Source organism: Neomesorhizobium albiziae, from assembly GCF_900114255.1.
Taxonomy (GTDB): domain Bacteria; phylum Pseudomonadota; class Alphaproteobacteria; order Rhizobiales; family Rhizobiaceae; genus Neomesorhizobium; species Neomesorhizobium albiziae.
This window is the reverse complement of sequence record NZ_FOSL01000016.1, coordinates 13,576-36,483: the sequence shown is the minus strand read 5'-3', so window position 1 is coordinate 36,483 and position 22,908 is coordinate 13,576. Positions and strand designations below refer to the sequence as shown.

The 22,908-nt window shown below is 64.4% G+C and carries 16 protein-coding genes, 1 tRNA gene and 1 pseudogene; 12 read left to right on the top strand and 6 right to left on the bottom strand.

Features of this window, described 5'->3' with window-relative positions; all coding sequences use genetic code 11:
* Positions 1–7: 7 nt before the first annotated feature.
* A complete protein-coding gene (guaB, locus tag F3H98_RS21420; protein ID WP_149762363.1) occupies positions 8–1,507 on the bottom strand; it encodes an IMP dehydrogenase in 1,500 nt (499 codons plus the stop codon).
* Positions 1,508–1,715: 208 nt separating this feature from the next.
* On the opposite strand from guaB, the gene F3H98_RS21415 reads away from it, so the two are divergent.
* The 3 genes from F3H98_RS21415 to F3H98_RS21405 all read left to right on the top strand — a co-directional run bounded on the left by F3H98_RS21415 (position 1,716) and on the right by F3H98_RS21405 (position 5,445).
* Entirely contained in the window at positions 1,716–2,816 is a 1,101-nt protein-coding gene (locus F3H98_RS21415) for a YjgN family protein (protein ID WP_149762362.1), read from the top strand.
* Entirely contained in the window at positions 2,806–3,903 is a 1,098-nt protein-coding gene (locus tag F3H98_RS21410) for a M48 family metallopeptidase (protein ID WP_244621838.1), read from the top strand. The genes F3H98_RS21415 and F3H98_RS21410 overlap by 11 nt, the downstream gene beginning before the upstream one ends.
* Before the next feature lie 135 nt (positions 3,904–4,038).
* Positions 4,039–5,445, top strand: a complete 1,407-nt coding sequence (locus F3H98_RS21405; protein ID WP_149762361.1) for an MFS transporter — start codon at positions 4,039–4,041, stop codon at positions 5,443–5,445.
* Positions 5,446–5,499: 54 nt separating this feature from the next.
* Here the strand turns inward: F3H98_RS21405 and F3H98_RS21400 are convergent, their stop codons facing one another.
* Genes F3H98_RS21400 through F3H98_RS21390 form a run of 3 tightly spaced genes read right to left on the bottom strand, consistent with a single transcriptional unit; the run spans position 5,500 to position 7,894 of the window.
* Positions 5,500–5,835: a hypothetical protein gene (locus F3H98_RS21400; RefSeq protein WP_149762360.1), complete on the bottom strand. Its 336-nt coding sequence runs from the start codon at positions 5,833–5,835 to the stop codon at positions 5,500–5,502.
* Positions 5,832–6,539 carry an RlmE family RNA methyltransferase gene (locus F3H98_RS21395; protein WP_149762359.1) on the bottom strand — a complete coding sequence of 236 codons (708 nt, stop codon included), beginning with the start codon at positions 6,537–6,539 and terminating at the stop codon, positions 5,832–5,834. Before F3H98_RS21395 ends, F3H98_RS21400 begins: the two co-directional genes overlap by 4 nt.
* Positions 6,536–7,894 carry a Ppx/GppA phosphatase family protein gene (locus F3H98_RS21390; protein WP_425294864.1) on the bottom strand — a complete coding sequence of 453 codons (1,359 nt, stop codon included), beginning with the start codon at positions 7,892–7,894 and terminating at the stop codon, positions 6,536–6,538. Before F3H98_RS21390 ends, F3H98_RS21395 begins: the two co-directional genes overlap by 4 nt.
* Before the next feature lie 513 nt (positions 7,895–8,407).
* Between F3H98_RS21390 and F3H98_RS21380 the strand changes: the two genes are divergently transcribed.
* Positions 8,408–9,385, top strand: coding sequence for a lysylphosphatidylglycerol synthase domain-containing protein (locus F3H98_RS21380; RefSeq protein ID WP_149762357.1), 978 nt, complete (start codon positions 8,408–8,410; stop codon positions 9,383–9,385).
* A gap of 144 nt (positions 9,386–9,529) precedes the next feature.
* Positions 9,530–9,603 (top strand) — tRNA-Gln (locus tag F3H98_RS21375).
* A gap of 307 nt (positions 9,604–9,910) precedes the next feature.
* On the opposite strand, the pseudogene F3H98_RS21370 reads toward F3H98_RS21375, so the two are convergent.
* Positions 9,911–11,223, bottom strand: a pseudogene (locus F3H98_RS21370) (alpha/beta hydrolase).
* 1,079 nt (positions 11,224–12,302) lie between these two features.
* Here F3H98_RS21370 and F3H98_RS21360 point away from each other — a divergent pair.
* The 4 genes from F3H98_RS21360 to F3H98_RS31870 all read left to right on the top strand — a co-directional run bounded on the left by F3H98_RS21360 (position 12,303) and on the right by F3H98_RS31870 (position 16,327).
* Complete coding sequence (locus tag F3H98_RS21360) at positions 12,303–13,238, top strand: MBL fold metallo-hydrolase (protein WP_149762356.1); 936 nt, start codon at positions 12,303–12,305, stop codon at positions 13,236–13,238.
* A gap of 426 nt (positions 13,239–13,664) precedes the next feature.
* Positions 13,665–14,879, top strand: coding sequence for a macrolide family glycosyltransferase (locus F3H98_RS21355; protein WP_149762355.1), 1,215 nt, complete (start codon positions 13,665–13,667; stop codon positions 14,877–14,879).
* 3 nt (positions 14,880–14,882) lie between these two features.
* On the top strand, positions 14,883–15,395 hold the full coding sequence (locus F3H98_RS21350) for a hypothetical protein (RefSeq protein WP_149762354.1): 513 nt from the start codon (positions 14,883–14,885) through the stop codon (positions 15,393–15,395).
* On the top strand, positions 15,392–16,327 hold the full coding sequence (locus F3H98_RS31870; RefSeq protein ID WP_149762353.1) for a hypothetical protein: 936 nt from the start codon (positions 15,392–15,394) through the stop codon (positions 16,325–16,327). Before F3H98_RS21350 ends, F3H98_RS31870 begins: the two co-directional genes overlap by 4 nt.
* A 164-nt stretch (positions 16,328–16,491) precedes the next feature.
* On the opposite strand, the gene F3H98_RS21340 is transcribed toward F3H98_RS31870, so the two are convergent.
* Entirely contained in the window at positions 16,492–17,766 is a 1,275-nt protein-coding gene (locus tag F3H98_RS21340) for an alpha-hydroxy acid oxidase (RefSeq protein WP_149762352.1), read from the bottom strand.
* 1,016 nt (positions 17,767–18,782) lie between these two features.
* On the opposite strand from F3H98_RS21340, the gene F3H98_RS21335 reads away from it, so the two are divergent.
* The 3 genes from F3H98_RS21335 to F3H98_RS31865 all read left to right on the top strand — a co-directional run bounded on the left by F3H98_RS21335 (position 18,783) and on the right by F3H98_RS31865 (position 22,220).
* Positions 18,783–19,355: an NADPH-dependent FMN reductase gene (locus tag F3H98_RS21335; RefSeq protein ID WP_149762351.1), complete on the top strand. Its 573-nt coding sequence runs from the start codon at positions 18,783–18,785 to the stop codon at positions 19,353–19,355.
* A gap of 607 nt (positions 19,356–19,962) precedes the next feature.
* Entirely contained in the window at positions 19,963–21,294 is a 1,332-nt protein-coding gene (locus F3H98_RS21330; RefSeq protein ID WP_149762350.1) for a winged helix-turn-helix domain-containing protein, read from the top strand.
* 581 nt (positions 21,295–21,875) lie between these two features.
* Positions 21,876–22,220: a hypothetical protein gene (locus F3H98_RS31865; RefSeq protein WP_244621835.1), complete on the top strand. Its 345-nt coding sequence runs from the start codon at positions 21,876–21,878 to the stop codon at positions 22,218–22,220.
* Positions 22,221–22,908: the final 688 nt, after the last annotated feature.

Here is a 22,908-nt window from a genome sequence, read left to right as displayed (position 1 = left end):
GAAAGCGTCAGGCGCCGGGGTAGTTCGGGCTCTCGCGGGTGATCGCCACGTCGTGCGTATGGCTCTCGCGCAGGCCCGCGTTGGAGATGCGCACGAAGGTCGCGCGATTGCGGAAATCCGCGAGGTCGCGCGCGCCGACATAACCCATCGCCGCCTTGAGGCCGCCGGCCAGCTGGTGCAGCACACCCGAGACCGGTCCCTTGTAGGGCACCTGTCCCTCGATGCCTTCCGGCACCAGTTTCAGCGTGTCGCGCACTTCGGCCTGGAAATAGCGGTCGGCCGAGCCGCGCGCCATGGCGCCCACCGAACCCATGCCGCGATAGGCCTTGAACGAGCGGCCCTGGTGCAGATAGACCTCGCCCGGGCTTTCGTCGGTGCCGGCCAGCAGCGAGCCGATCATCGCGGCGCTTGCTCCTGCGGCCAGCGCCTTGGCGAGGTCGCCCGAATATTTGATGCCGCCGTCGGCGATCACCGAAACGCCGGACTTCTGCGCCGTCTCCACCGCCGACATGATCGCCGAAAGCTGCGGCACGCCGACGCCCGCGACGATGCGCGTGGTGCAGATGGAGCCCGGCCCGATGCCGATCTTGACGGCGTCCGCGCCGGCGTCGATCAGCGCCTGGGTGCCGGCGGACGTTGCGACATTGCCGGCCATGATGCGGACCGAATTGGAAAGCTTCTTCGCCCGCGTCACCGCGTCAAGCACACGCTGCGAGTGGCCGTGAGCGGTGTCGATGACGAGCAGGTCGACGCCGGCCTCGATCAGCCGCTCGGCCCGCTCGAAACCGTCATCGCCGACGCTGGTGGCGGCGGCGACGCGCAGCCGCCCCTGCGCATCCTTCGAGGCATGCGGGTTGAGCTGCGACTTCTCGATGTCCTTGACGGTGATCAGCCCGACGCAGTTGCCCTTTTTGTCGACCACCACCAGCTTTTCGATGCGGTGCTGGTGAAGCAGGCGCTTGGCCTCGCCCTGGTCGACGTTCTCCTTCACCGTGATCAGGTTTTCGCGCGTCATCAGCTCGTAGACCTTCTGCGCCGGGTCGGAAGCGAAACGCACGTCGCGGTTGGTCAGGATGCCGACCAGCCGCCCCACCGTCTGGCCGCCTGTGCCGCCGTTCTCGACCACCGGGATGCCGGAAATGCCATAGGTCCGCATCAGCGACAGCGCGTCGGCCAGCGTCGCATCCGGCCCGATCGTCACCGGGTTGATGACCATGCCGGATTCGAACTTCTTGACCTGGCGCACCTGCTCGGCCTGCTCGGCCGGCGAGAAATTGCGATGGATGACGCCGATGCCGCCGGCCTGCGCCATGGCGATGGCAAGGCGCGATTCGGTGACAGTATCCATCGCCGCCGAAAGGATCGGGATGTTCAAGTCGATGTCGCCGGCAATGCGCGTCGAGACATCGGTCTGCCCCGGCATCACCTCGGAATGACCGGGCTGCAAGAGCACGTCGTCGAAGGTCAGCGCCATTGCGCCGGTTGCGGTCTCGATGATCTTTGCCATTGCCTATCCCTAATAATGCAAAAGGGGCGCTGGCCCGTTGGGCAGCGCCGACTCGTAAGTTCCCTTTCAGGATTGGCACGGGCTGGTAACATGTATCTTGGCGTTTGAAAAGACGATCGCTGTGCCGTCCATGCCTTGCGGGTGTTCGCATTCTCGGCAAAGTTGCGGTTGCGGTGCGCCGATCGCCCGCAACGCCACGAGGGGGAACATGGCAGACACAGAAACAGCGCCGGCGGCCGCGCCGCGCGCCATTCATATGCAGCGGGAGAATTTTTCCTTCACCGGCACGGTGCGCGAGTATTTCGGCATCTGGATCGTCAACGTGCTTCTGACGATCGTCACGCTGGGCATCTATTCGGCCTGGGCGAAAGTCCGCCGCCAGCGCTATTTCTACGGCAACACCCATCTCGCCGGCGCCACCTTCGACTATCACGCCCGGCCAAAGCAGATCCTGATCGGCCGCATCCTCGTTGTCGTGCTTCTGGTCGCCTACAACCTTCTGGCGACCTTCGCGCCGCTGGCCAGCCTGCTGTTCGCCGTTGCATTCCTGTTCGTGCTGCCCTGGCTGGTCATGCGCGGCATGCGCTTCAGCGCGCGGGTGACCAGCTACCGCAACGTGCGGTTCGATTTCACCGGCGGTTACTGGGGCGCATTCCGGGCTTATATTCTAGGTACCGCGCTGGCCTACGGCACGCTCGGCATATTGTTGCCGCTCGCCTCACGGTGGATGTGGACTTACACGCTGGGCAATTTGCGTTACGGCGACCGTCCCATCACCAGCGACCCGCGGCTGGGAAAACTCTACGGCCAGTGGTGGCTCCCGGCTTTCATGATAGTCGGCACCTTACTCGCAATTTTCGTGTGGCTGACTGTCGTCGGCTACGCCATGAATGATCAACTGAACCAGATCGATTTACAAAACGCGGCTCCGCCGCTTCACTTGATTTTCCTGCTCTACATCGTCTTGATCCCGCTCGGGATCCTCTTCGCGGTGGCGAGCCTGTTCTATCAGGCAGGTACGCGCAACGTCGCCCTTAACGCGACCATCATCGACGGCAGGCACGTCATGGCATCGTCAATCGGACGCCGTCGCTATGCCTGGATTTCGATCACCAACCTCATCGCCACGCTGGCGACGCTGGGCTTCGCGCGGCCATGGGCGGCGATCCGCATGGCCTCATACCTCGCGACCGTCACCGCCCTCGACACCACCGGTTCGCTCGATGAGTATGTCGGCACCGTCCGCGACGAAGGCGGCGCGTTCGGGTCGGAATATATGGATTTGGAAGGGTTCGACCTTGGCTTCTGAAGCCCGTCCGCCGCTTTCAGCCGAAGGCCAGTGGCGTCCGCCAGCCGTCGGCCGCGCCAAGGCGGCGTCGCTGACCATCTCTCAAGACGCGACAGTCGTCGCCGCCGACCGCGACAGCGGCGCGGTCCTTGCCTCCGCGCCATTTGCCTCCCTCACCATATCCGACCGCGTCGGGTCGATCCCGCGCACCGTCACCTTCCCCGATGGAAGCGTCTTCGAGACCAGCGACAACGATACCATCGACAACATGGTGCGGCCGCGCGGCAAACGGCATTTCGGTTTCGTTCACGGCCTCGAAAAGTTCCACCCGCGACTCATCCTCTTCGCCGCCCTGGTCGTCGCCTTCTGCTTCGTGCTCTACCGTTTCGCCGTGCCGGTGCTGGTCGAGGTCGCGGTCGCGGTCACGCCGCCGGTCGTGCCGAAACTGCTCAGCCAGGGCGCCCTGGTCTCCCTCGACCAGACTTTCTTCGAGGAGACTAAGCTCAGCATCGAGCGGCAGAAGGCGCTTTCGGATCAATTTGCCGCGATGGCAAAGCTGACGCTGCGCGGCTCCGCGGCGCCGGCGTCCCCGGAAGACGCTCCGGCCTATACGCTGAATTTCCGCGCCGGCGGCACGATCGGGCCCAACGCCTTTGCGCTTCCCGACGGAACGGTCGTGCTCACCGACGAACTCGTGGAGCTGGCGGATGACGACGAGATGGTGCTCGCCGTTCTCGCCCATGAGATCGGCCATGTCGAACGCCAGCACAGCCTCAGGCAGCTTTACCGCGCCGCCGGTGTCACCGCGCTCATCATGCTGATCGGCGGCGACATCGGTTCAGGCACCGGGGACATCCTGGTCCAGGGATCGGCGCTGGCTTCGCTGTCCTATTCGCGCGGCGCCGAGGCGGAGGCCGACCGCTATAGCGTCGAGCTCATGCACAAGGTCGGCCACGATCCGGCCGCGATTGCGCGCTTCTTCGAACTGCTGCGCGACAAGCTCGGCGATACCGGCAAGAATGATTTCCTCTCCAGCCATCCCGCGACGCCGGAACGAATCGAAGAAACCAGGCGTTATGCCGAAGAGATATCCAACCCCGGGAAATGATCCGCCAATTGGTATTGCCGCGGCAAATGCACGGTCCAGTTGCGGAAAACCAGCGACAAGCAACCACAAACCATGCTACCCGCCGAAGATGTCGGCGTTCCCGCGTCCGTCGGGAGCGCAATTCCGGATCTGGCCTTGAACCGCACCATCCCGCTCATCCTCGCGGTCGCCCTGTTCATGGAGAACATGGATTCGACCGTGATCGCGACCTCGCTGCCGGCGATCGCCAAAGACATCGGAACCAGCCCCGTCGCCCTGAAACTGGCGCTCACCGCCTACCTCGTGTCGCTCGCCATCTTCATTCCGATCAGTTCCTGGATGGCCGACAAATATGGGGCCAAGCGGGTGTTTCGCACCGCTATCGCCGTCTTCGCGCTCGGCTCAATCGCCTGTGCTGCGGCGGGTTCGCTCGGTGGCTTCGTGGCGGCGCGCTTCGTCCAGGGTATGGGCGGCGCCATGATGACGCCGGTGGCGCGCCTGGTGCTGGTGCGTTCGACGCCGAAGCGCGAGCTTGTTTCGGCGATGGCGTGGCTCACCATCCCCGCGCTCATCGGCCCGATGATCGGGCCGCCTGTCGGCGGTTTCATCACCACCTATTTCACCTGGCACTGGATTTTCCTCATCAACGTGCCCATCGGCATGCTGGGCATCTGGCTGGCCGGCCGCTTCCTGCCCGACATTCCCGCCGAGGGAGCCGGTCCGATCGACTTTCCCGGCTTCTTCCTGTCTGCCATCGCGGCGTCCGGCGTCGTCTTCGGCCTCTCGGTGGTCAGCCTGCCGGCGCTGCCGCCTTCCGTCGGCATCGCGGCGGTGATCGCCGGCCTGGTGTCGGGCTATTTCTATGTGAGGCACGCCCGCACCCGCACCAACCCGCTGCTCAACCTGAAACTCTTCGCCAATCCGGTGTTCAGGACGGCCATCATCGGCGGGTCGATCTTCCGCATCGGCATCGGCGCGGTGCCCTTCCTTTTGCCGCTGCTGTTCCAGCTCGGCTTCGGGCTCAGCCCCTTCCAGTCCGGCATGCTCACCTTCGCATCGGCCATCGGCGCCTTCGCCATGAAGTTCCTGGCCCCGACAACGCTCCGGTTGGGTGGCTTCCGCAACATCCTGATCGCCTCGGGCCTGCTCAGCGCCTGCCTGATCGCTGTGAACGCGTTATTCACGGCTCAGACGCCGCCATGGCTGATCATCGCCATCCTTGTGGTGGCTGGCTTCGTGCGCTCGCTGTTCTTCACCTCCACCAACGCGCTGACCTTTGCCGATATCGAGCCCGCCGAGGTCAGCCAGGCAACCGCCATCGGCGCTGTCGCACAGCAGGTTAGCATCGCGCTCGGCGTCGCCGTTGGCGGCAGCGTGCTGGAGATGGCGGCTTATTTCTCGGGCCACGCCATCGGCGCCGATTCCTTCACCGTGGCGTTCCTCGCCATCGCCCTCATCTCGGCGCTTTCGGTGGTCCCGCTTCTCAAGCTCGCCCCCACCGCCGGCAATGCTGTGTCGGGACACCGGCTCGCCGATCCGGAAGAGCCGCGACAGCCGGTTTGATCTGCTGCGGGCCGGCTGAGTCTAAGTGCAGGCCGGCATCACCTGAATCTCACCCTAGAAAAGCGCGCGTATCTCTTCTGCATAGGCGAGCGGATTGGAACCGAGGTCGAAGCACACGGAGACATGTCCGTCCGGCAGGTCGATGACGAGCTGATAGAAGTTGCCGTAGCCGACGACGACAAACTTGCCGCCGCCGCAGTCGATGTTGCCGCGCTGGCGCGCCAGCGTCAGCAATGTCGGATTGACCAGCAGTTCTTCATATCTGTCGCTTTCCGACGAAGAGGCGCCCTCGGCGCCGTCGCGCTGGCGCGAGGCCAGTTCGCCGCTGCGATAAACCGCCACGTAGCGAACCGCCGGCGATACGGAAAACACCTTTTCGATGATGTTCACGTGCCGGTGCGTCCCTTGAAATCCTTGGCCAGCAGATAAAGCTCGACCGACTCGTCGCGCGACGCCGGCGGCTTGACGTGGTGGACCGAGCGGAAATTCCGCTTCAAAAGGTCGAGCAGGCCGGATTCGGTGCCGCCCTGGAACGTCTTGGCCAGGAAGTGCCCGCCGGGCTTCAGCACCGAGATCGCGAAATCGGCCGCCACTTCGCACAGATGCATGGTCCTGATGTGGTCGGTGCGCCGGTGGCCGGTCGTCGGCGCCGCCATGTCCGAGAGCACGATGTCCGGCTCGCCGCCGAGCGTCTCGACAAGCTTTGCCGGTGCCGCATCGTCGAGGAAATCCATCTGCAGGAAGGCCGAACCCGGCACGGCGTCCATTTCGAGGTAATCGATGCCGACCACGCGCGGATCCTCTTCGGTCGACTTGATGCGAGTTGCCGCCACCTGGCACCAGCCGCCGGGTGCCGCACCCAGGTCGATCACCCGCATGCCGGGCTTCAAAAGATGATGCTTATCGTCGATCTCGATCAGCTTGTAGGCGGCGCGCGAGCGGAACCCGTCCGCCTTCGAGCGCTGCACGTAGGGATCGTTGAGGTGGCGCTCTAGCCAGCGGCGCGATGAATCCTTCAGCCCGCGCTTCTTCTTGACCTTCGTTCTGAGGACGCGCGCGCCGCCCGGACCTGTGCTTGTTGGTTTCTTGGTCATTGCCGTATTTCCGGCCGCCAGTTGCGGCGCCACACGCCGTCGTCGGCCATCAGTTCGCTCAAGATGCCTTCGCGCAGGCCGCGGTCGGCGACGCGCAGCCGCTCAGACGGCCAGATGCCGCGGATCGCCTCAAGTATGGCGCAGCCGGCCAGCACCAGGTCGGCGCGGTCCGCGCCGATGCAGGGGTTGGCGACGCGGGCGTTGAAATCCCAGCCGAGCAGCTTTTCGATCATGGAATCGACATTCGGGCGATCCATCCACAGTCCGTCGACACGGCGCCGGTCGTAGCGTTCGAGCCCCAGATGCACGCCGGCCAGCGTCGTCACCGTGCCGGAGGTTCCAAGCAAGTGGAACCGCTCGCCGGACGTCACATGGGCAAGGCGGTGGCGCCCGTCGAAGCGGCCGAGCATGTCCGTCACCTCCTCGACCATCGCCTGGAAAACCCTGGGCGTCACGTCGCGGCCGCCGAAACGCTCGGCCAGCGAGACGACGCCGACCGGCAGCGATGTCCAGGAAACGATATGGTTGGCGAGCCGCGGCGTGCGTTGGCGCGAGACATCGACCAGCGCGATTTCGGAAGAACCGCCGCCGATATCGAACAGCACGACGCCGTCGGTGTCGCGCTCGACCAGCGAACCGCAGCCCGAAACCGCCAGCCGCGCTTCGGTGCGCCGGTCGATGATTTCCAGCGACAGCCCGGTTTCGGCCTTCACTCGCGCCAGGAACTCGGCGCCGTTGGCGGCCGACCGGCAGGCTTCCGTGGCGATCAGGCGGGCGCGCCGCACCGTGCGCTGGCGCAACTTGTCGGCGCACACCTTCAGCGCCTCGACCGCCCGGTCCATCGCCGCATCGCTCAGCCTGCCGGTGGCCGAAAGCCCCTCGCCCAGGCGCACGATGCGCGAGAACGCGTCGACCACGCGAAACTGGCCCGGACGCCCGGGAACGGCGACGAGCAGCCGGCAATTGTTGGTGCCGAGGTCGAGCGCGGCGTAGACGGGCAGGTCCTGGAAGGACGGACGGCGCGCTGCCTCGGCCACTGCCTGCGGCGCCGGCGCGACAGGCTCCGTGGCAGGTTGCGCTTCGCCGCCCGCCGGGGCCTGCTTTGCCTGCTGGGGAGGAGGCGCCTGCTGCACACCGTCGCGTGCGAAAACCTTGCGGCCCCGCCTGCGCTTGCGGCGCTTCTTCCATTTCGGCTTGTCATGCGGAGCTGCGTCTGGCGCCTGCCCGTTGCCGGACCGGCCTTCCGCCTGCCGGCCTGGCGCCGGGTTGGCGGACGGTCTCCCGCCGCTGGGCGGCTGGAAGCCCTGTGACGCCCCTCCACCCGGCGTCAAAACGCCGGCATCGGGGTCTTCCACCTTGTCTATCCTTCTGGCGCCGCGCGAACCGGTGAACGGACGCTGCACGCGCTTTATCTTTTTCGTTGGGATCAGACTAACAGCGCCGGCCGCAATCACCAAGCCCCGCTTTGGAACAATCGCCCCGTTGGCCGGGCCGGAATTCAACGGAAGGGAAATTCGGATTTGATTGCCAGCAAAGAAAACGGTTCTATCTGCGCCATGGTGCGTTTATCCAGCGTGCCAACGATTCGGTCACACACGGCATCTGCCCAGGAAATCGGCAAAACGATTTTTGGAAAGCACGATGTGTAAGAGGCGGTTTGAAAATCCGTCAGGGCGTGGCGAAAATGGTTATTTCGAGAACCGGCGCGCAGCGTACATTTGGGTACGTGAGCACCGGAAGCGCAGAAATCGCCATTTGCAGCCCGCCCTGACGGATTTTCAAACCGCCTCAAAATTCAAAACCCGGAGTGTCCTTTGCGCGCCGCAATGGCGTGCGCAACTCCAGGCAAAAGGAGCGGCCCGCACGGAATGAAGTGGAAGGATTATGTCTGGCCCGCCATCGGCCTTATCGCGGTCGTGCTTTCGGCGTGGCTGCTCTACAAGGAATTGCGCGGAATTTCGCTCGACGACGTCGGCGACGGGCTTGCCGCCATCCAGTGGCATCAATGGATTCTGGCAGCACTCGGGTCGATCGTGGCCTATGCAGCACTTGCCGGCTACGACCACATCGCGCTTCTGCACATCGGCAAGAAAGTGCCGTGGCTGTTCATCTCGGCCTGCTCCTTCACCACCTACGCGCTTTCCCACAACATCGGCGGCTCGGTCATTTCGGGTGCGGTCATCCGCTACCGGGCCTACGGGTCGAAGGGGCTGACAGCGGCGGAAGTCGGCATCCTCGTCGCCATCTGCTGGTTCACCTTCATCCTGGCGACGGTCTTCTTGGCGGGCGTGGTGCTCATCCTCGAACCGTCGCTGATCCACCGCTACATCGAAGGCGCCCCGGTCGGGCTCTCCTTCGCCGCCGGCCTCCTCCTCGTCGGCCTCGTCGCGATTTACGTCTTCTGCAGCTGGCTGCACCTGAGGCCGCTTTCGATTCGCGGCCTCTCCATCCACTACCCGCGCCTGCCGATCGTCATGCGGCAGCTGATCATCGGCCCGCTGGAGCTGCTGGCGGCCGCCTCGATCATCTATTTCGTGTTGCCGGACGCCGGCAATCCCGGCTTCATCGCCGTGCTCGGCGTCTTCATCGCCTCGTTTTCGGTGGCGCAGATTTCGCATGCGCCGGGCGGGCTGGGCGTGCTCGAATATGTTTTCCTGCTCGGCCTTCCGGAAATGGACCCGGCGGCGGTGCTGGCCGCGCTGCTCGTCTTCCGCCTGTTCTACCTGATCGTGCCGCTGGCGCTGGCGCTGATCGTCGTCCTGATCTTCGAGCGCTCGCAGTTCGCGCGGCAATGGTCGCGCCCGCTGGGCGCGGACACCAAGACCAAGCCGTCGGAGCTTCCGTGACTGCCCGCATTACCCGCGCCAATATTACCCGGCACCAAAGCCGAACAATCCCTTGACTATTTCCGGGTCATGGCTAAAAGGCAGGCCGCGAACGCGCTTTTGAGCGCCGAAGCAGCGGCAAGGCCATCGGTCGACGCCGCCTGCTGGGGAATAGGTTAACGGTAGACCCACGGACTCTGACTCCGTTAGTCCTGGTTCGAATCCAGGTTCCCCAGCCAAGCCGCCCCCAAAAATCCTTGAAATCCGCGGGATTCAAGCTCTCCGATCAGGTCGCCGTTCTGCGCCGAATCGGCCTTGCCCAAGTGGTGCCCACAACCGATGTCCACAGGTGGTGTCTATCCGCCCTGGACGAGCGGAGCACGGGCGGATGGGACTGCGAAGGCACCAGGTCGAAAACCTCGTCCTACCGGTCGGGCGTAGACGGTTGGAATTGAGCTGACATAAGCAACCACATGCATCGACGCTCGTTTCCTTGATGAGGTGTTCGCTCTTAACGAACGCGGCGATAGGATCATTTGGGGACAATCATCGAGAGGCCTGCTGGACGTCCGATATTCGCCAGAAAGGGCGTTTTATTTCGACGAGTTGGCGGCGAGGATCACCGGCCTTCACTCTGTCACGGATAAGCGCAACCAGGTCTGCCTTAACAGCCGGATTGGACAAGAAATATCTATGGCCGATGAAGCCGCCGCTGCCTGAAAATTCGATGAAATCGACCAGCCCGCCCATATGAGACCCTTCCCATTGGGACGCCGCTTGGCTCCTTTCCCTGAGCTTGCCAACAGTGAGTTGCCCTAGCCGCAAGGCGCTGCCGAAGAGCAGCGTTGATGCCATCAACGCTTTGTCCTCGCGAGACGAATAAACCGTGAGATGCATAGGGCCTTGAGGCGGGAACGCGCTTGACCTTGATTTGCTGCCGAAAACAAGGTCTGGATCCGATACCCACGCGAACATCTTGGAAGCAGCCACATCGAGATCAATATCGGGAGCGAAAAACACCGCGTTCGCGATCTTGTAGCGCCGCCAAAGCGAGGATCGGCTAACATAAGCTTCGATGGCGAGTTGCTGGGCCACACTCGCAAGCACATCGGTTCCGCGGCTATGCGCCAGGAGGTGAAGCCGCTCGACACCCTGAGATTCGGCGATGATGCGAATGGCTTTCTTGAGGTCCGCGACTGCAAACTCACTCGACTCGCGGTCGATATTGTAGCCAAAGAACATGCCGCCGGAGCCCCCTGCAGGCCATGTCAGAACAATGCAGACAAACTGGTTCTGCAGCGACCTGCAAATCTCGCCTGTGGTGAGCGCGGCGTCGTGGAAGCTGGCGCTATATCCGTGAATAAAGACCACGACTTCCTTGCGACTAGCCAGTGTGAGACGACGAGCGACATCGGCCTGCAGCGATGCGGCCGCCTGTTCATGTGCAGCGACTGTCGCCGGCATGCGGCGTAGCCCGTTCCCGGTTGCCACCACGCCGTAAGGTGTCGCGGGAAACCGTCCGGTCTCGGAAATCAACCCGACACGCAACCCACTTTTGCTGGTGGGAGACTTGCGTGTCGGGGTGATCGACACCGAACCGAAGCTCAAAGAGCTGGCCTTTCGGCACTGTAAGACAACGTACTGTCCGAAGTGACAGGGGTTCGGTTGGTAATGTAGAGGAGATCGAAGGCTTCGGAACTTTGGGGGGATCGAACGGTCTGGGTGCTTTGCATCGCCGGCGACGCATTAACGGGCAGCGTTGCAATCTCCGCGAGCTGCGTGGCACAGCCTGAAAGGGAGACAAGCAAGGCAAACCCTGCCATGGCCCGCCAAAAAATTGTTGATCCGACCTGTTCCATGCTTCCCCGCAGCCCGCTTGCCCGTAACCGAAGGCAAAAGCGTTGGGGGAAAGTTTTCAAAGGCGCGAAGACGTTCTGGGTCCCAGCCTTGCACATCGGAAGACTCTGCATGGGCCATCCGCAGCCCGTGGACGCGCCAACACGGCTGCTTCGCCGGGTTTGCACGACTGATGATCAGGCACCCAATTGTCGTAGAACGTCATTTTGTCGAGGCGTTGTGACTGGTATCGAAGGATCGACCGTCGCTCCGATCGAAGGGCTCTGCCGACCGCCTCGCACGACATCTGCGAGATGTCGTGCCGCTCGATTGCTACTGCATGAGTGGCAAGAACGCCCATTGCAAGAAGCGTAGCCATCCGTCTCAAGGACTCCTCCTTCTCTGTCGATTTGGAACTTGAACTTGATGGGCCTTCGAGTTGCGGGGAACCCGACTATGCCAAACCACCCGAGGTGCAAACCATTATGCCCAGGACGCATGCGGTCGATACCTTGGCCTATGGTTTGCTGATTGAAAGGCTAGGGCGACTGTCGGGGCGCCGGGGGTTGCTGTTGGGTGCGGGCGCATGTCTATGCCGTGGTCGGTTAGGAACTCGGCAGGGCCCCATCCGGTCGAAGAAGATGACGGGACCCACTATCTGGCGCTTCGTCGAGGGCAGAGCGCGGCGCACCTCCATCTCACCGAGATCGACGGCGCGCGGCACGATCAGAAGTTCGATCGCTTCGACAACGCTATGTCGAGTGCGCTCGCGTTGACTGCATCAAGGCCGTGGGCGACTGATACCACGGTATGGAATCTCGCACGCGCTGGTGTAACGCCAACAGGCAAGAGCGCAACTGCTGTTTGCTCGAAGTGCGGCCTGCCGACGTTTGCGCGAGATTACCCATGCTCGTAACGGGCCTGACATGAACCTTCGCATGGCATGACTGGTGCTTCCGTTCGATGGTCGCGCAGGCCGCGGCGACGCAATCTGTCTCCGCAGACGCCAGTTGGCTATCCATGGAGGTGCACGTGCCAAACCTTGGGTCCAGGGCGGATTTGGCCGATACGGCCGTGGAAAGGTAATCCGTAGGAGACAAACATGGGACAGCACCAGACAAACATGAGCTTGGACAATACCTCGCGCCTCGGTACGCAGGGGCCCGACGAGCTGGTTCCGTCGCGCTACGCGGTAATGGTCGGCGAGATCGAAGTGCTGGTTATCAGCGATGGCGTGGTAACGCCGCCAGCCGAATCAATGGCCACCAACGCCGACCCGGCCGTCCGTGGGGCCTGGCTGGACGATATGTTCCTGTCGCGGGACGCGTTCGATTGGGCGCTGAACGCGGTCGTGGTGCGCAGCGGCGGCCAAACCATACTCATCGACAGCGGGTTAGGGGTGGAGGTCCCCGACTTCCCCCGGGCTGGGCATTTGGTCCATCGACTGGAGGCCGCCGGCATCGATCTTGCGTCCGTGACCGACGTGGTGCTGACCCACATGCACTTTGATCACGTCGGCGGGCTGCTCGTCGACGGGGTGAAGGAACGGCTGCGCCCGGACCTGCGGGTCCACGTGTCGGCCGCTGAGGCCAAGTTCTGGGAAGCGCCTGATTTCTCTCGCACGGGCATGCCGCCGGCGCTGGCGGAGGTGGCCCGAAGTGCCTCTAAGCGGTTCTTGAAGGCGTACCGCGGCCAGCTGCGCACCTTCGAAGAGGAGCAGGAGGTGGCGCCGGGAGTGGTCGTCGCCCGCACAGGCGGCCATACCCCCGGGCACAGTGTGGTCCGCCTGACATCCGGTGGCGACCGGCTGATATTCGCCGGCGACGCCCTGTTCCCGGTCTCGTTCGACCATCCCGAATGGCACAATGGTTTCGAACACGACCCCGAGGAGGCGACCCGCGTTCGGCTCCGCCTGATGCGGGAGCTGGCGGAGACCGGCGCGTGGCTGGTGTCCACGCACCTGCCGTTCCCGTCCGTCGGCCGTGTGGCGGCCGCCGGCGACCTCTATCGTTGGGTACCGGCCTGGTGGGACTACTGACCGCTTGCCAGGTAAGGGCCCGAACTCCGGGCGGACGGGAGATGTCGTCATGTGCAAGGCGCTGCGACGTCGGCAGGTCCTGCCCTTTTTCGCCAAACTGACGCTTGTCTGATCGGCATGGAAGCCCGCGGGTGCCGGGCACGCGAGCTGGTGACGCTGGGGCCATGAGGCACAGCCGATGCTGCCGGCTGCGTCAAATCGCATGCCGGAGCCGTCTCGTAAGTCAACTCGTAGCCGCGAATATAGAGATCGTACAGGGGGTCATAGGCCTCATACTTCGGCATAGTCCAACCGATCCTACCGTTCGATAGGCTCGCGCTCCGGGTTTCGCGAACATTGCCTGCATCGGAAGGTGGCCCTTGCCGGATTGGCAGGCGGGGTGCGTCCAACCACCGACGCCTTGAACCGACCGCGCGGAGGCCGTCGATGAGCACCGTCTCGTTCCTCAACATCGGCATGCACGGGTACATCAATCCGACGCTCCCGGTCGTGGCAGAGCTCGTCCGGCGGGGTCACACGGTGACTTACCACACCTTCCCCACGTTCGCGGCCCAGATTGAGGCCGCTGGTGCGAAGGTCCACCTCCACTCCGGCGGCGACCTGCCCCTGCCGGATCCGCCGATCCCCCTCGCGCTGCTGGAAGAGCTCGCGCGCACCGCCCTCGGCCTGCTGCCCGGAGTGCTCTCGGACCTCCGCGGCACTCGGCCCGACTTGGTCGTGCACGGGGCCGCCTGTCCATGGGGCGCGGTGGCCGCGGGTGAGCTCGGTGTGCCGGCGGCGGCCACGTTCACCACGTTCGCGTTCAACAGGCAGGTACCTAGCCCCACCGGCATCTCCCGCGAGTTGATGGTCGCCGCGGCGGCCCGTCCTCGCATCGGCTGGGGCTACGTCCGAGCGCGCTGGGCCCTGCACCGCGGCTACGACACCGGCAGCCTGCCCCTGACCGACCTTATGAACGCGCGTGAGCCGCTGAACCTGGTCTTCACCTCCAGCGCGTTCCAGCCCGGAGCCGACGCGTTCGACTCCTCATACCGGTTCGTCGGGGCGAGCGTCGGTTCCCGCCTGACCGATCCGGGATTCGACGCCGTCCGGCTGGAGGACCCCGTGCTGTACGCGTCGCTGGGCACTGTGTTCGATGCGGGGCCCGCCCTGCTGCGGACCTTCGCGACAGCGCTGGCACCGCTGGGCGGCACCGTTGTCGTCTCGACCGGGCACACGGAACCGGCAGACCTGGGTCCGCTGCCGGCCAACGTGCTGGCCCGACGATCCGTGCCGCAGCTCCAGGTGCTGGACCGGGCAGCGCTCTTCGTGACGCACGGCGGCATGAACAGTGTCAACGAGGCGATGCGAGCCGGCGTGCCGACGCTCGTTGTGCCACAGGGTGCGGACCAGCCGCTGGTTGCACGCCGGGTCGTCGAGCTCGGTGCCGGCCTCGCGCTCCGCACGGACGACGCCACTGCGGAGACGGTGCACGCGCTCGCCCGGAGTCTTCTGGACGAGCCGCGCTTCCGCGAGGCGGCGGCCGCACAGCGCGCCGCACATCAGCAGGCCGGCGGCGCCCGGCGTGCTGCCGACGAGCTCGAGCGGTACCTCGACGACGCGCGCGGAGGCACCGCGACCGATCGAGCACAGGGGCGCTGAACCATGTCGGCGACCGTCGTCGTCCTGCTGGTCCTCGCCGGGCTGTCCGAGAGTGCCGGGCGGGTGCTGCCCCTGGTGGCGCGCAGGCCCAAGCTGTCCCCGCGGCTCGTGGCCGGGCTGATGGTGACCGGCACCGTCGTCGAGGGCACGGTGATCGCGCTGTGGCCCCTCGCCGCATGGACCGTCGCCGACCTGGTGCAGCCGGTCGTGGCGCCTGACGCGGCCTCGCCGCCCGGCACGACCGGGATGGCCTGGACACCCGCCCTGGTCGCCCCGCTGCTCCTGGCCGCCGTCCTCGCGTTCCCGCTCCTCGGGCCGTTCCTGCACCTCCTGCTTGTGGCCGGCGTCGCGGCAGGGCTGGCCGGCCCGCTCGCCGCGGCGTCGGGACTGGGCTGGTGGACCGCGGCCGGGTGCATCGCGGTCGCGGCTGTCGGGCTCGCTGCTACGGTCGAGGTGGTCCGGCGGCTGATCGCGAGGATCATCGCCGGCGCGCGGGAGCCGGAGGCGATCGTGTGAGCGAGCTCCTCCTGTTCGTCGCCCTCCTGGCGCTCGGCCCGTTCCTACTCGCCGAGGGCTTGCTCGCCCGCTACGAGCTGATGGTCTACGCCATCGGCCGGCGCGCACCGGCCGCCACGCTCCCACCGGAGGTGCCCTACGCCAGAGGTGCAGATCCAGGGCGACCGCCGGACGCTTACGTGGTCTACCTGGACGGGATCGGCAAGCGCCGCTTCACCGATACGCGCGACGGCGGCCAGCTCGTCAAGGCCGTCATCGCCGGAGCACCGGAGCTGCGCGTGCTGGGCCAGGTCCAGCCCTACTCGCCCCTGGCGTACCCGCTTGTAGGGCGCCCGGTGTGGGACTGGCTCCGGCGGCACGTCGGCATCACGCTGTTCCTGCACAACGTCATGCAGACCTTTGTGGCGGCCGACCGCCGGTACCGCCCGCTGTACAACCGGGCAGTGGGCGCCCAGATCGCCGACCAGCTCCGACTCGCGGGTTACGAGCCCGCCAGCGGCATGCCGGTCGTCCTGCTCTGCTACAGCGGCGGCGCCCAGGTAGCCACCGGCGCCGTCGAGGAGCTCTTCACCCAGCTCCGCGCTCCGCTGTGGCTGATCACGCTCGGCGGGTTCCACAACGGCGCCAACGACCTCATGCATGCGCTCCATCTGTACCGGCTCACCAGCGCGAACGACTGGATCGAGCGGGTGGGCATCGGACTCTTCCCCCAGCGCTGGCGCCTGTGGCGGCGCAGCGCCTGGAACCGGGCCCTGGACGCCGGTAAGATCACAGTGCACTCGCTCGACCCGGCAACCCACGTCGGCCCGCAGAGCTACATCAGCCCGACGGCGCGGCTCGCCGACGGGCGGAGCTATCTCGACCGCACCACCGAGACCGTGATCGAGATCATCCGGCGCGACTGCACGACGAAAACGCTCGGAAGTAGATAGAGCGACGGATCGAGGCTGAAACCTTCCTCGGCGAGAGCTTGGTTGAGGTCTGGATCAACGAAGGTTCCGTTGCTCAACACAACCCGCTTGCGTGGGAGGAGTACTTCTCAAGTCAGGCCGTAGGCGCCCAGCAAGGGAGGTACCGTTGGATGATCAACACGCCTCTAAAGGGCGCTGGTCACGTTGCCCCGCGTGATCTCCTTGATGTTCAGCGCTCCCACCTGCCGCATGATCGTGACGAACTCGGCGCCTAGAATCTCCAGCACGCGGTCCACGCCGGCTTCTCCGAATGAAGCGAGGCCCCACACATAGGGCCGGCCAATGCCGACGGCAGTTGCACCCAGGGCGAGCGCTTTCAACACATCGGTGCCGCGGCGTACGCCCCCGTCGACGAGTACTGGAATACGGCCGTCCACCGCGTCCACGACCTCAGCAAGAACACCGATCGTCGCCTGTCCGCTCTCTTCGGCGCGGCCGCCGTGGTTGGAAACCAAGATGCCGTCCACGCCATGGCTCAGCGCCTGCTTGGCGTCGTCGCCGGTCATGATACCTTTCAGTAGGAGCTTGCCCTTGACGATCCCGCGCAGGCGATCGACGGATTCCCACGTCATGCCGGTGCCGTAGAGGTTGGTGACTTTCGAGACATCGATATCGAAGAAGTTGGCCTTGCGGCTGACGTCGTTGGCGAAGCCCGGCGTGTGACAGGCCGTGCAGTCGCGCTGGTCCAGGCGCCGCGCGCGGAACAGATCCTCGGTGTTGCGGCCGCCCTGCCGGTCGACCGTGAGGACAATCGCCGGAGAGCCCGCCGCCTCGGCGCAGTTCACCAGCGCCTGCGTGACGGCCCAGTCGTCGGTCGGATAAAGCTGGAACCAAGCTGGCGAGCCGAGCGCCTTGTTCACGTCGGCGATGCTCGCGTTGTCGACGGTCGAGAGGATCATCTGGTGCTTGCGCTTGCCGACCGCACGCGCCACAGCGACCCCCGCCTCGGGTTCGTAGGCGCCGAGGCTGCTGACCGGGCAGATGAAGATGGGGCTGCCCCAGGTCTCGCCGAAGACCTTGACACTGGAGTCGACCTTGCGCGCGTCGATGAGGCGCTTCACGCGGAGGCTGTAGCGCTGGTAGGCGGTGTGGTTGGCGTCGCGCGTCACGTCGCCGTCGACGCCGCTCTCCAGATAGCCCCAGTGCGCCGGCGCGTCCTGGCTGAGCACGGCCTTCTTCGCCGCCGGCTCGAACTCGAACACGTTGAGCGCATCACCAGGCGCTGTGATGATGCCGTCCGGGCCAAGCGCTCTTCGAGAGGCGCGCAGCACGTCGTAGTTTTGCGCGAGCGCCTGGCCCGGTGCGGAGGCAAGCAAGCTGGCGATGGCGGAGGCGACCGTCGGCGTCGCAACGAGAGGGCTTGCTGCGAGGAACTTCAGCAACCTGCGCCGCGCGATCATTCTGGGCTCGGCACTTCCAGCCGCTTGCGATGGGTCTGGGTCATGAGTTCCTGCCGTGCGCTCAGGTTCCATGGTTGTTCTCCTCCATGAGGATTGCAGAATCTTGCTCGCAACAGGCGGCGTGGGCGCCGACGTCGTAGAGCCGTTGCGGTATGCCGATGCATTGCCGATAGCGGCCTCCCAATATCATCGAGGGTGAGGCATGCTGAGGTGTCCGGCTTGTCTGCGCAGTATTTGACCGGGGGCTGTGAGATGTTCCCCAAACTCATGTTTGTCTCCTGCTGACCACGGCCGTACCGCCACCTCCGCCAGCGGCCCCAAGGGTTGGCTCGCGCCTCCATGAGGAGCACCTGGCGTCTGCGGAGGAGGTTGCGCCGCGTCGGCCTGCACGGCCATCGAACCGAAGCGTTGGTCAGGTTATGCGAAGATCCATGGCGGACCCGTTGCGAGTATGGGTGATCTCGCACAATCGTCGGAAGGCGCCGTTTGGGCAGCGAACAGCGGCTGTGCCTCTTGTCTGTCGCGCCACACCTAGCGCGTGGGAGATCCTATGCCTGAGTATCAATCGTCCTCGGCCTTGATACAGTCGACTGAACACGCGCCCTCCACATAGCGTTCTCTGCATGTCTCTGGTCGGCGCGCTGGTCGATCGAGCAAATGAGGAACACGCGCATTTCGTGCACCGACAGTCAGTCCAGCACGATTAATGATGGCGCCACGCAATGGACGCTACCCGGCTAACAAGCAGAACCGAGGGAGAGACCATGTCCAAGACCATCATGCTGACCCATGGCGCTTGGTTGAACGCCCATAGTTGGGGAGGCTCGCTACGAAGCCATAGGCTACACCATCGTCACCCAATCCTCGCCGGTCGACGACCGCTCCCCGGCCGAGCTACGTGCGTCCCGGAACCCCATTTCGCCCGGACAAGTGTCCTGGGAAGTCTGTGACATGCGTAACGCAAGTCCATAGTCGACCCGCCGCTGTGGTGTCAGTGAACTCGAAAGGATCGTCCCATGACCAAGTTTGAGGTCGGCTACCTTATCGGCAGCCTTGCGTCCCAATCCATCAACCGGCGGCTGGCGCGCGCCCTTGTCAAGCTCGCTCCTCCGGAACTGGAGCTCAGGGAAATCCCCATCCGGGACCTGCCACTCTACAGCTACGACTACGATTCCGACTATCCAGAGGTCGCCAAGCGGTTCAAGGACGCCATAGCCGATGTCGATGCGGTCCTGTTCGTCACGCCGGAATACAATCGGTCGATGCCCGGCGCGCTCAAGAACGCGATAGACTGGGCGAGCCGGCCTTATGGGCAGAACGCGTTCACGAGGAAGCCATCAGCGGTGATCGGAACGTCCCCCGGTTTGATCGGAACGGCCGTCGGCCAGCAGCACTTGCGTAGCGTCCTGGGCTTTTGCAATTCCCCGCAGATGAATGCGCCGGAAGCCTACATCCAATTCACGCCGGATCTCATCAGCGATGACGGCGAGGTGTCGCGGGAATCCACAGCCGAATTCCTGAAGACCTTCATGGCGGAATTCCGTGTCTTTATTGAACGGGTCCTCACCGTGCTGCCACGACAGCGCTGATGAGTGAAGGGGATCCTTCGTGTCCACCGCGAACGTCCGCTTTTGAAGTTGTACGCCTGCGGAAAGGCGTCCGCGGACGCACTGGATGTGGTTCTTGCAATCCAGGCACGCTGCGAGTTCATCGAACGTGACAGGTACGGCCGCTACGTCGGCGACTGCTACCGCGCCGGCGGCATAGCTGTCGTTGTCTGGCTCGTCAGCCATGACTTTGCGCTGGATTGGCCGCGCTACAGAAAGGGGCCTTGCTCTGGATCAAGCTACGGCTCCTGCAGATCGACTTGGCATGCGGCAGGGCAGTTTGTAGCGCCGTGGGAAGCGCGTGGGCACCGCAAAGACAAGTGAGAACATTGCGCAAGAATCGTTTCAATCAGCGCCTGAAAATGGCCGCATGCTCTAGATCGGCCATAAACGACCCGCGGCGAACGTTTGCGATTTTGGTACTGGTGGAACCCCACCAAGCCAACCGCGCGGGGACTGGAGTCAGTTCTGTTGGAAGGGAACGACTCTGCCGCGTCAGCGTTGACGGACATGGAAGAGAAGTGTCCGCCAGGATTGCTTCCGGTCCCGGTCCGCAATTCGTGGCCGTACACACAGCACGGAGAAAACGATGCTGCTTCGCCTGAATGGCCGCGTGGTCGATCTTCGGCGCGGCTCTGTGACAGATGACGGCGGGCGCTCAATAACCACCCTGCGACCGCAGGCGGCGGAAACACTGAAAGCGCTGGCCGCCAAACCCGGAGAGATCGTCACCAAGGACGAGCTGATGCAGACGGTATGGGGAAATATCGCCGTCTCCGACGACAGCCTGGTGCAATGCGTTATTGAGATCAGGAAAGCGCTTGGTGACGACAAGCATCGGGTTGTTCGTACCTTGCCGAAGCGTGGCTATGTCCTCGAAACGAAAGCGATCGACGATGGCAGGGATACTGCTGGCAGGTCCTTGACAACGCATCGCCGGGGCTCGTGGATTGGCCTCGCCGCTGGACTGGCGGTGCTTGTCATGGGGGCTACGGCGTATTTCTGGCCGATTCCGGAACCGGAAGTCGATCGTCAGGCGATCGCAGTTCTACCCGTCGAGAAGACGAATGGCGACCCGGCCGGAAAGTTGGACGAAATGACAGCGCGCGAACGCGTCAAAGTCGCCGCGCTGGAAGAAGGTCTCCTCGCGGCGCGCAGGGAAATCGACACGCTCAGGAGCAGCGTGCAAACCGCGCGCAGTACACGCGAGGAAGCTCTCCGCCGTGAGCTGGCGGCGCGCAGAGAACAGGGCCGAGCCTGGCAAAGAGCCGATCAGCTGGCAGGCAGCCTGGCGCTCGCGCAGCGCGAAGTCGAACGATTGAAGGCCGAAGCAGTGCGCAGGCGGGAGGCTGCGGAGACTTCATTGGCTCTGGCGAAGCGAGCCTTTGATGCGGAGCGGCAGAAGGTCGGACTCCTCGAACGGAGTCTCGCGGTGGCGCATCAATCCATCAATGCTCTGGAAGCAAGCGCGAAGGCGGCGGCGACCGTGCAGGCCACGACCACGCAGCGACGGCAGGCAGCCGAGTACGCGCTGATGCGCGCAGGCGAAACGCTCACATTGGAACGCAACAAAGCTGACGCACTTACGCGCGAACTAGACACCGCTCGCCAGGAGCATGATGCGGCAAAGGACAACGTGGCCCGGGTTTCGACGGCTATTCGCGAGGCGTTGGAGCAAGAGCGTGCCAGGACCGCCGGCCTCGCGCGCGAACTCACTGCGGCTCGAAACCAGATCGGTGCATCGAAGGCACGCGACACCTATAGTCCAAGTCGACGTGCAACTGCATCTGTGCCTGTGGGCGCTCGACCAGCCCGTCAATTGGGGTCGCAGGAAATTCGTAAAGTGGAGGTCCGCAAGCCATCGCGGCCCGTTCGCGTGACGACGATTTCGCTGCCCGATGCCCTGTTGCCGGTTCAGTAGCGAAGACTGAGCCGAAAGGGTGTCGAATTGCACATTGGAGGAGAAAGATAATGATGAACAAGTACGTGTTTGCCGCATTGTCGATCGCGGTTGCGATCGGGCCTGCCCAGGCTCTTGACGTCGGTGTTGGCGGCAAAGCCGCCGGTATCGGGGTCGGTGCAGATGCGGGCGTCGGCAGGGAAGGCGCTTCCTTGGGCGGTGGTGCCAGCGCCGACGGGGTTGGTGGAGCAAACCTTGGAGGATCGGTCGGCACGGAGAACGGAGCACCGAGCGCAAGTGTCGGGGCTGGTGGTAATGTCGACGGGGTTGGTGGAGCAAACCTTGGGGGATCGGTTGGCACGGGGAACGGAGCACCGAGCGCAAGCGATGGCGGCAGCTCGGGCGCCTCCACCGGGGGGTCTGCAGGCGGTTCGTCTGCCGGTTCTTCTAGCGGCTTGTCTGCAGGTTCAGGCCCCTCGGCGGGTAGCTCGACCGGCAGAGGCGCAGGTTCAGTTAATGGCACGAACAGTTCCGGTGCGTCGGCCGGCATCGGCCAGAGCCAACGCGGGCGAAATATCATCGTGGCCCTGCCAGGCGCACTTATGCCTCACGCCCGCATCGTCCTGCCGCGCAGTCTGGCACCTTCCGATCGCAACACACCGGCGGCGTCGGTGCAGGGAACTTGGGGCTATCCGATGTTGCCCAAAATCGCGCAGAAGCCCGGCACGTCAGACGCGGTGGTCCAGGCCTGCCAGCAGGCGATCTTCTCGGCGGCCAGGCCGCTCGGCGCCGTGGGGGTGCATGCCGCCAGCGCAGGGCCCATGCGCCGGCAACCCAACGGCCTCACCGCCCCGCTGTCGGTGCGCATCGACTACGGGAAAGAGGTCCGTCAGGCGCAGATCAGTTGTCGCCTCGATGCGAAAGGCAGAGTCATCACCGTGACATAGGCCCCCAAGCGAGAGCCTTTCTCAGTTCAACCGCCTTCCTGCGCCGCGTCATATTCGTCGGTAAGCCGCTGCTTCGCCGCCGCCCGATTTCAAGGAAGACTCAGGCCGGATACCGATGCCCGCATCGGCAAGCGCCTTGTAAGCAGTTGAACCGTGGGGTTACGCTAATATTTCGTTAAAATTTAGTCTGATTTTGCCACGTCTTCGGGACTCCGCTGCCGTCTGGAGTCATCCTCTGCCATTGGCCATTCCCTCAAAGAACGCCGCATCGTGAGACGAATGTGTGGACTGATTGGTATCGCCAAGAGCGTTTGCGCCTGGTCCCGCACGACACGGTCAAGTACCCGGCGTGGACTGCACCGGGGGTTCCAAGTCTGCGGGGGGCGGCTGTAGCGGCATGGCGGGTGCCGCTACAGCCGATTTGCGGTCGCGCCGCCCGGTCGTTTCGAGTGTTGCCGGTAGCTCGGGCCGTAAGCCGCCCGTCAGCTTCTGGCCTCCAGAACACGATACCAGGCATTCAAGCAGGTAAGATCTGACCGGATTCAGTCATTGCCGCTGACGGGCAGCAACGTCGCGGAAGCGGAAAGTGTGACATTATCAGACGATAGGAAAATTGCGGTCGGCGGGGCCAGCCGGAACTTCCTCTCCCGTATGGGGAACCACGTGACGCCATCCAGGTAGGCAGAGG

Coding starts and splice junctions, on each gene's coding strand:
- F3H98_RS21415 (WP_149762362.1), top strand. CDS start 1,716: ATGGCAGACACAGAAACAGCGCCGGCGGCCGCGCCGCGCGCCATTCAT.
- F3H98_RS31865 (WP_244621835.1), top strand. CDS start 21,876: ATGCCTCACGCCCGCATCGTCCTGCCGCGCAGTCTGGCACCTTCCGAT.
- F3H98_RS21330 (WP_149762350.1), top strand. CDS start 19,963: ATGCTGCTTCGCCTGAATGGCCGCGTGGTCGATCTTCGGCGCGGCTCT.
- F3H98_RS21340 (WP_149762352.1), bottom strand. CDS start 17,766: ATGATCGCGCGGCGCAGGTTGCTGAAGTTCCTCGCAGCAAGCCCTCTC.
- F3H98_RS21380 (WP_149762357.1), top strand. CDS start 8,408: ATGAAGTGGAAGGATTATGTCTGGCCCGCCATCGGCCTTATCGCGGTC.
- F3H98_RS21350 (WP_149762354.1), top strand. CDS start 14,883: ATGTCGGCGACCGTCGTCGTCCTGCTGGTCCTCGCCGGGCTGTCCGAG.
- F3H98_RS21360 (WP_149762356.1), top strand. CDS start 12,303: ATGGGACAGCACCAGACAAACATGAGCTTGGACAATACCTCGCGCCTC.
- guaB (WP_149762363.1), bottom strand. CDS start 1,507: ATGGCAAAGATCATCGAGACCGCAACCGGCGCAATGGCGCTGACCTTC.
- F3H98_RS21335 (WP_149762351.1), top strand. CDS start 18,783: ATGACCAAGTTTGAGGTCGGCTACCTTATCGGCAGCCTTGCGTCCCAA.
- F3H98_RS21355 (WP_149762355.1), top strand. CDS start 13,665: ATGAGCACCGTCTCGTTCCTCAACATCGGCATGCACGGGTACATCAAT.
- F3H98_RS21395 (WP_149762359.1), bottom strand. CDS start 6,539: ATGACCAAGAAACCAACAAGCACAGGTCCGGGCGGCGCGCGCGTCCTC.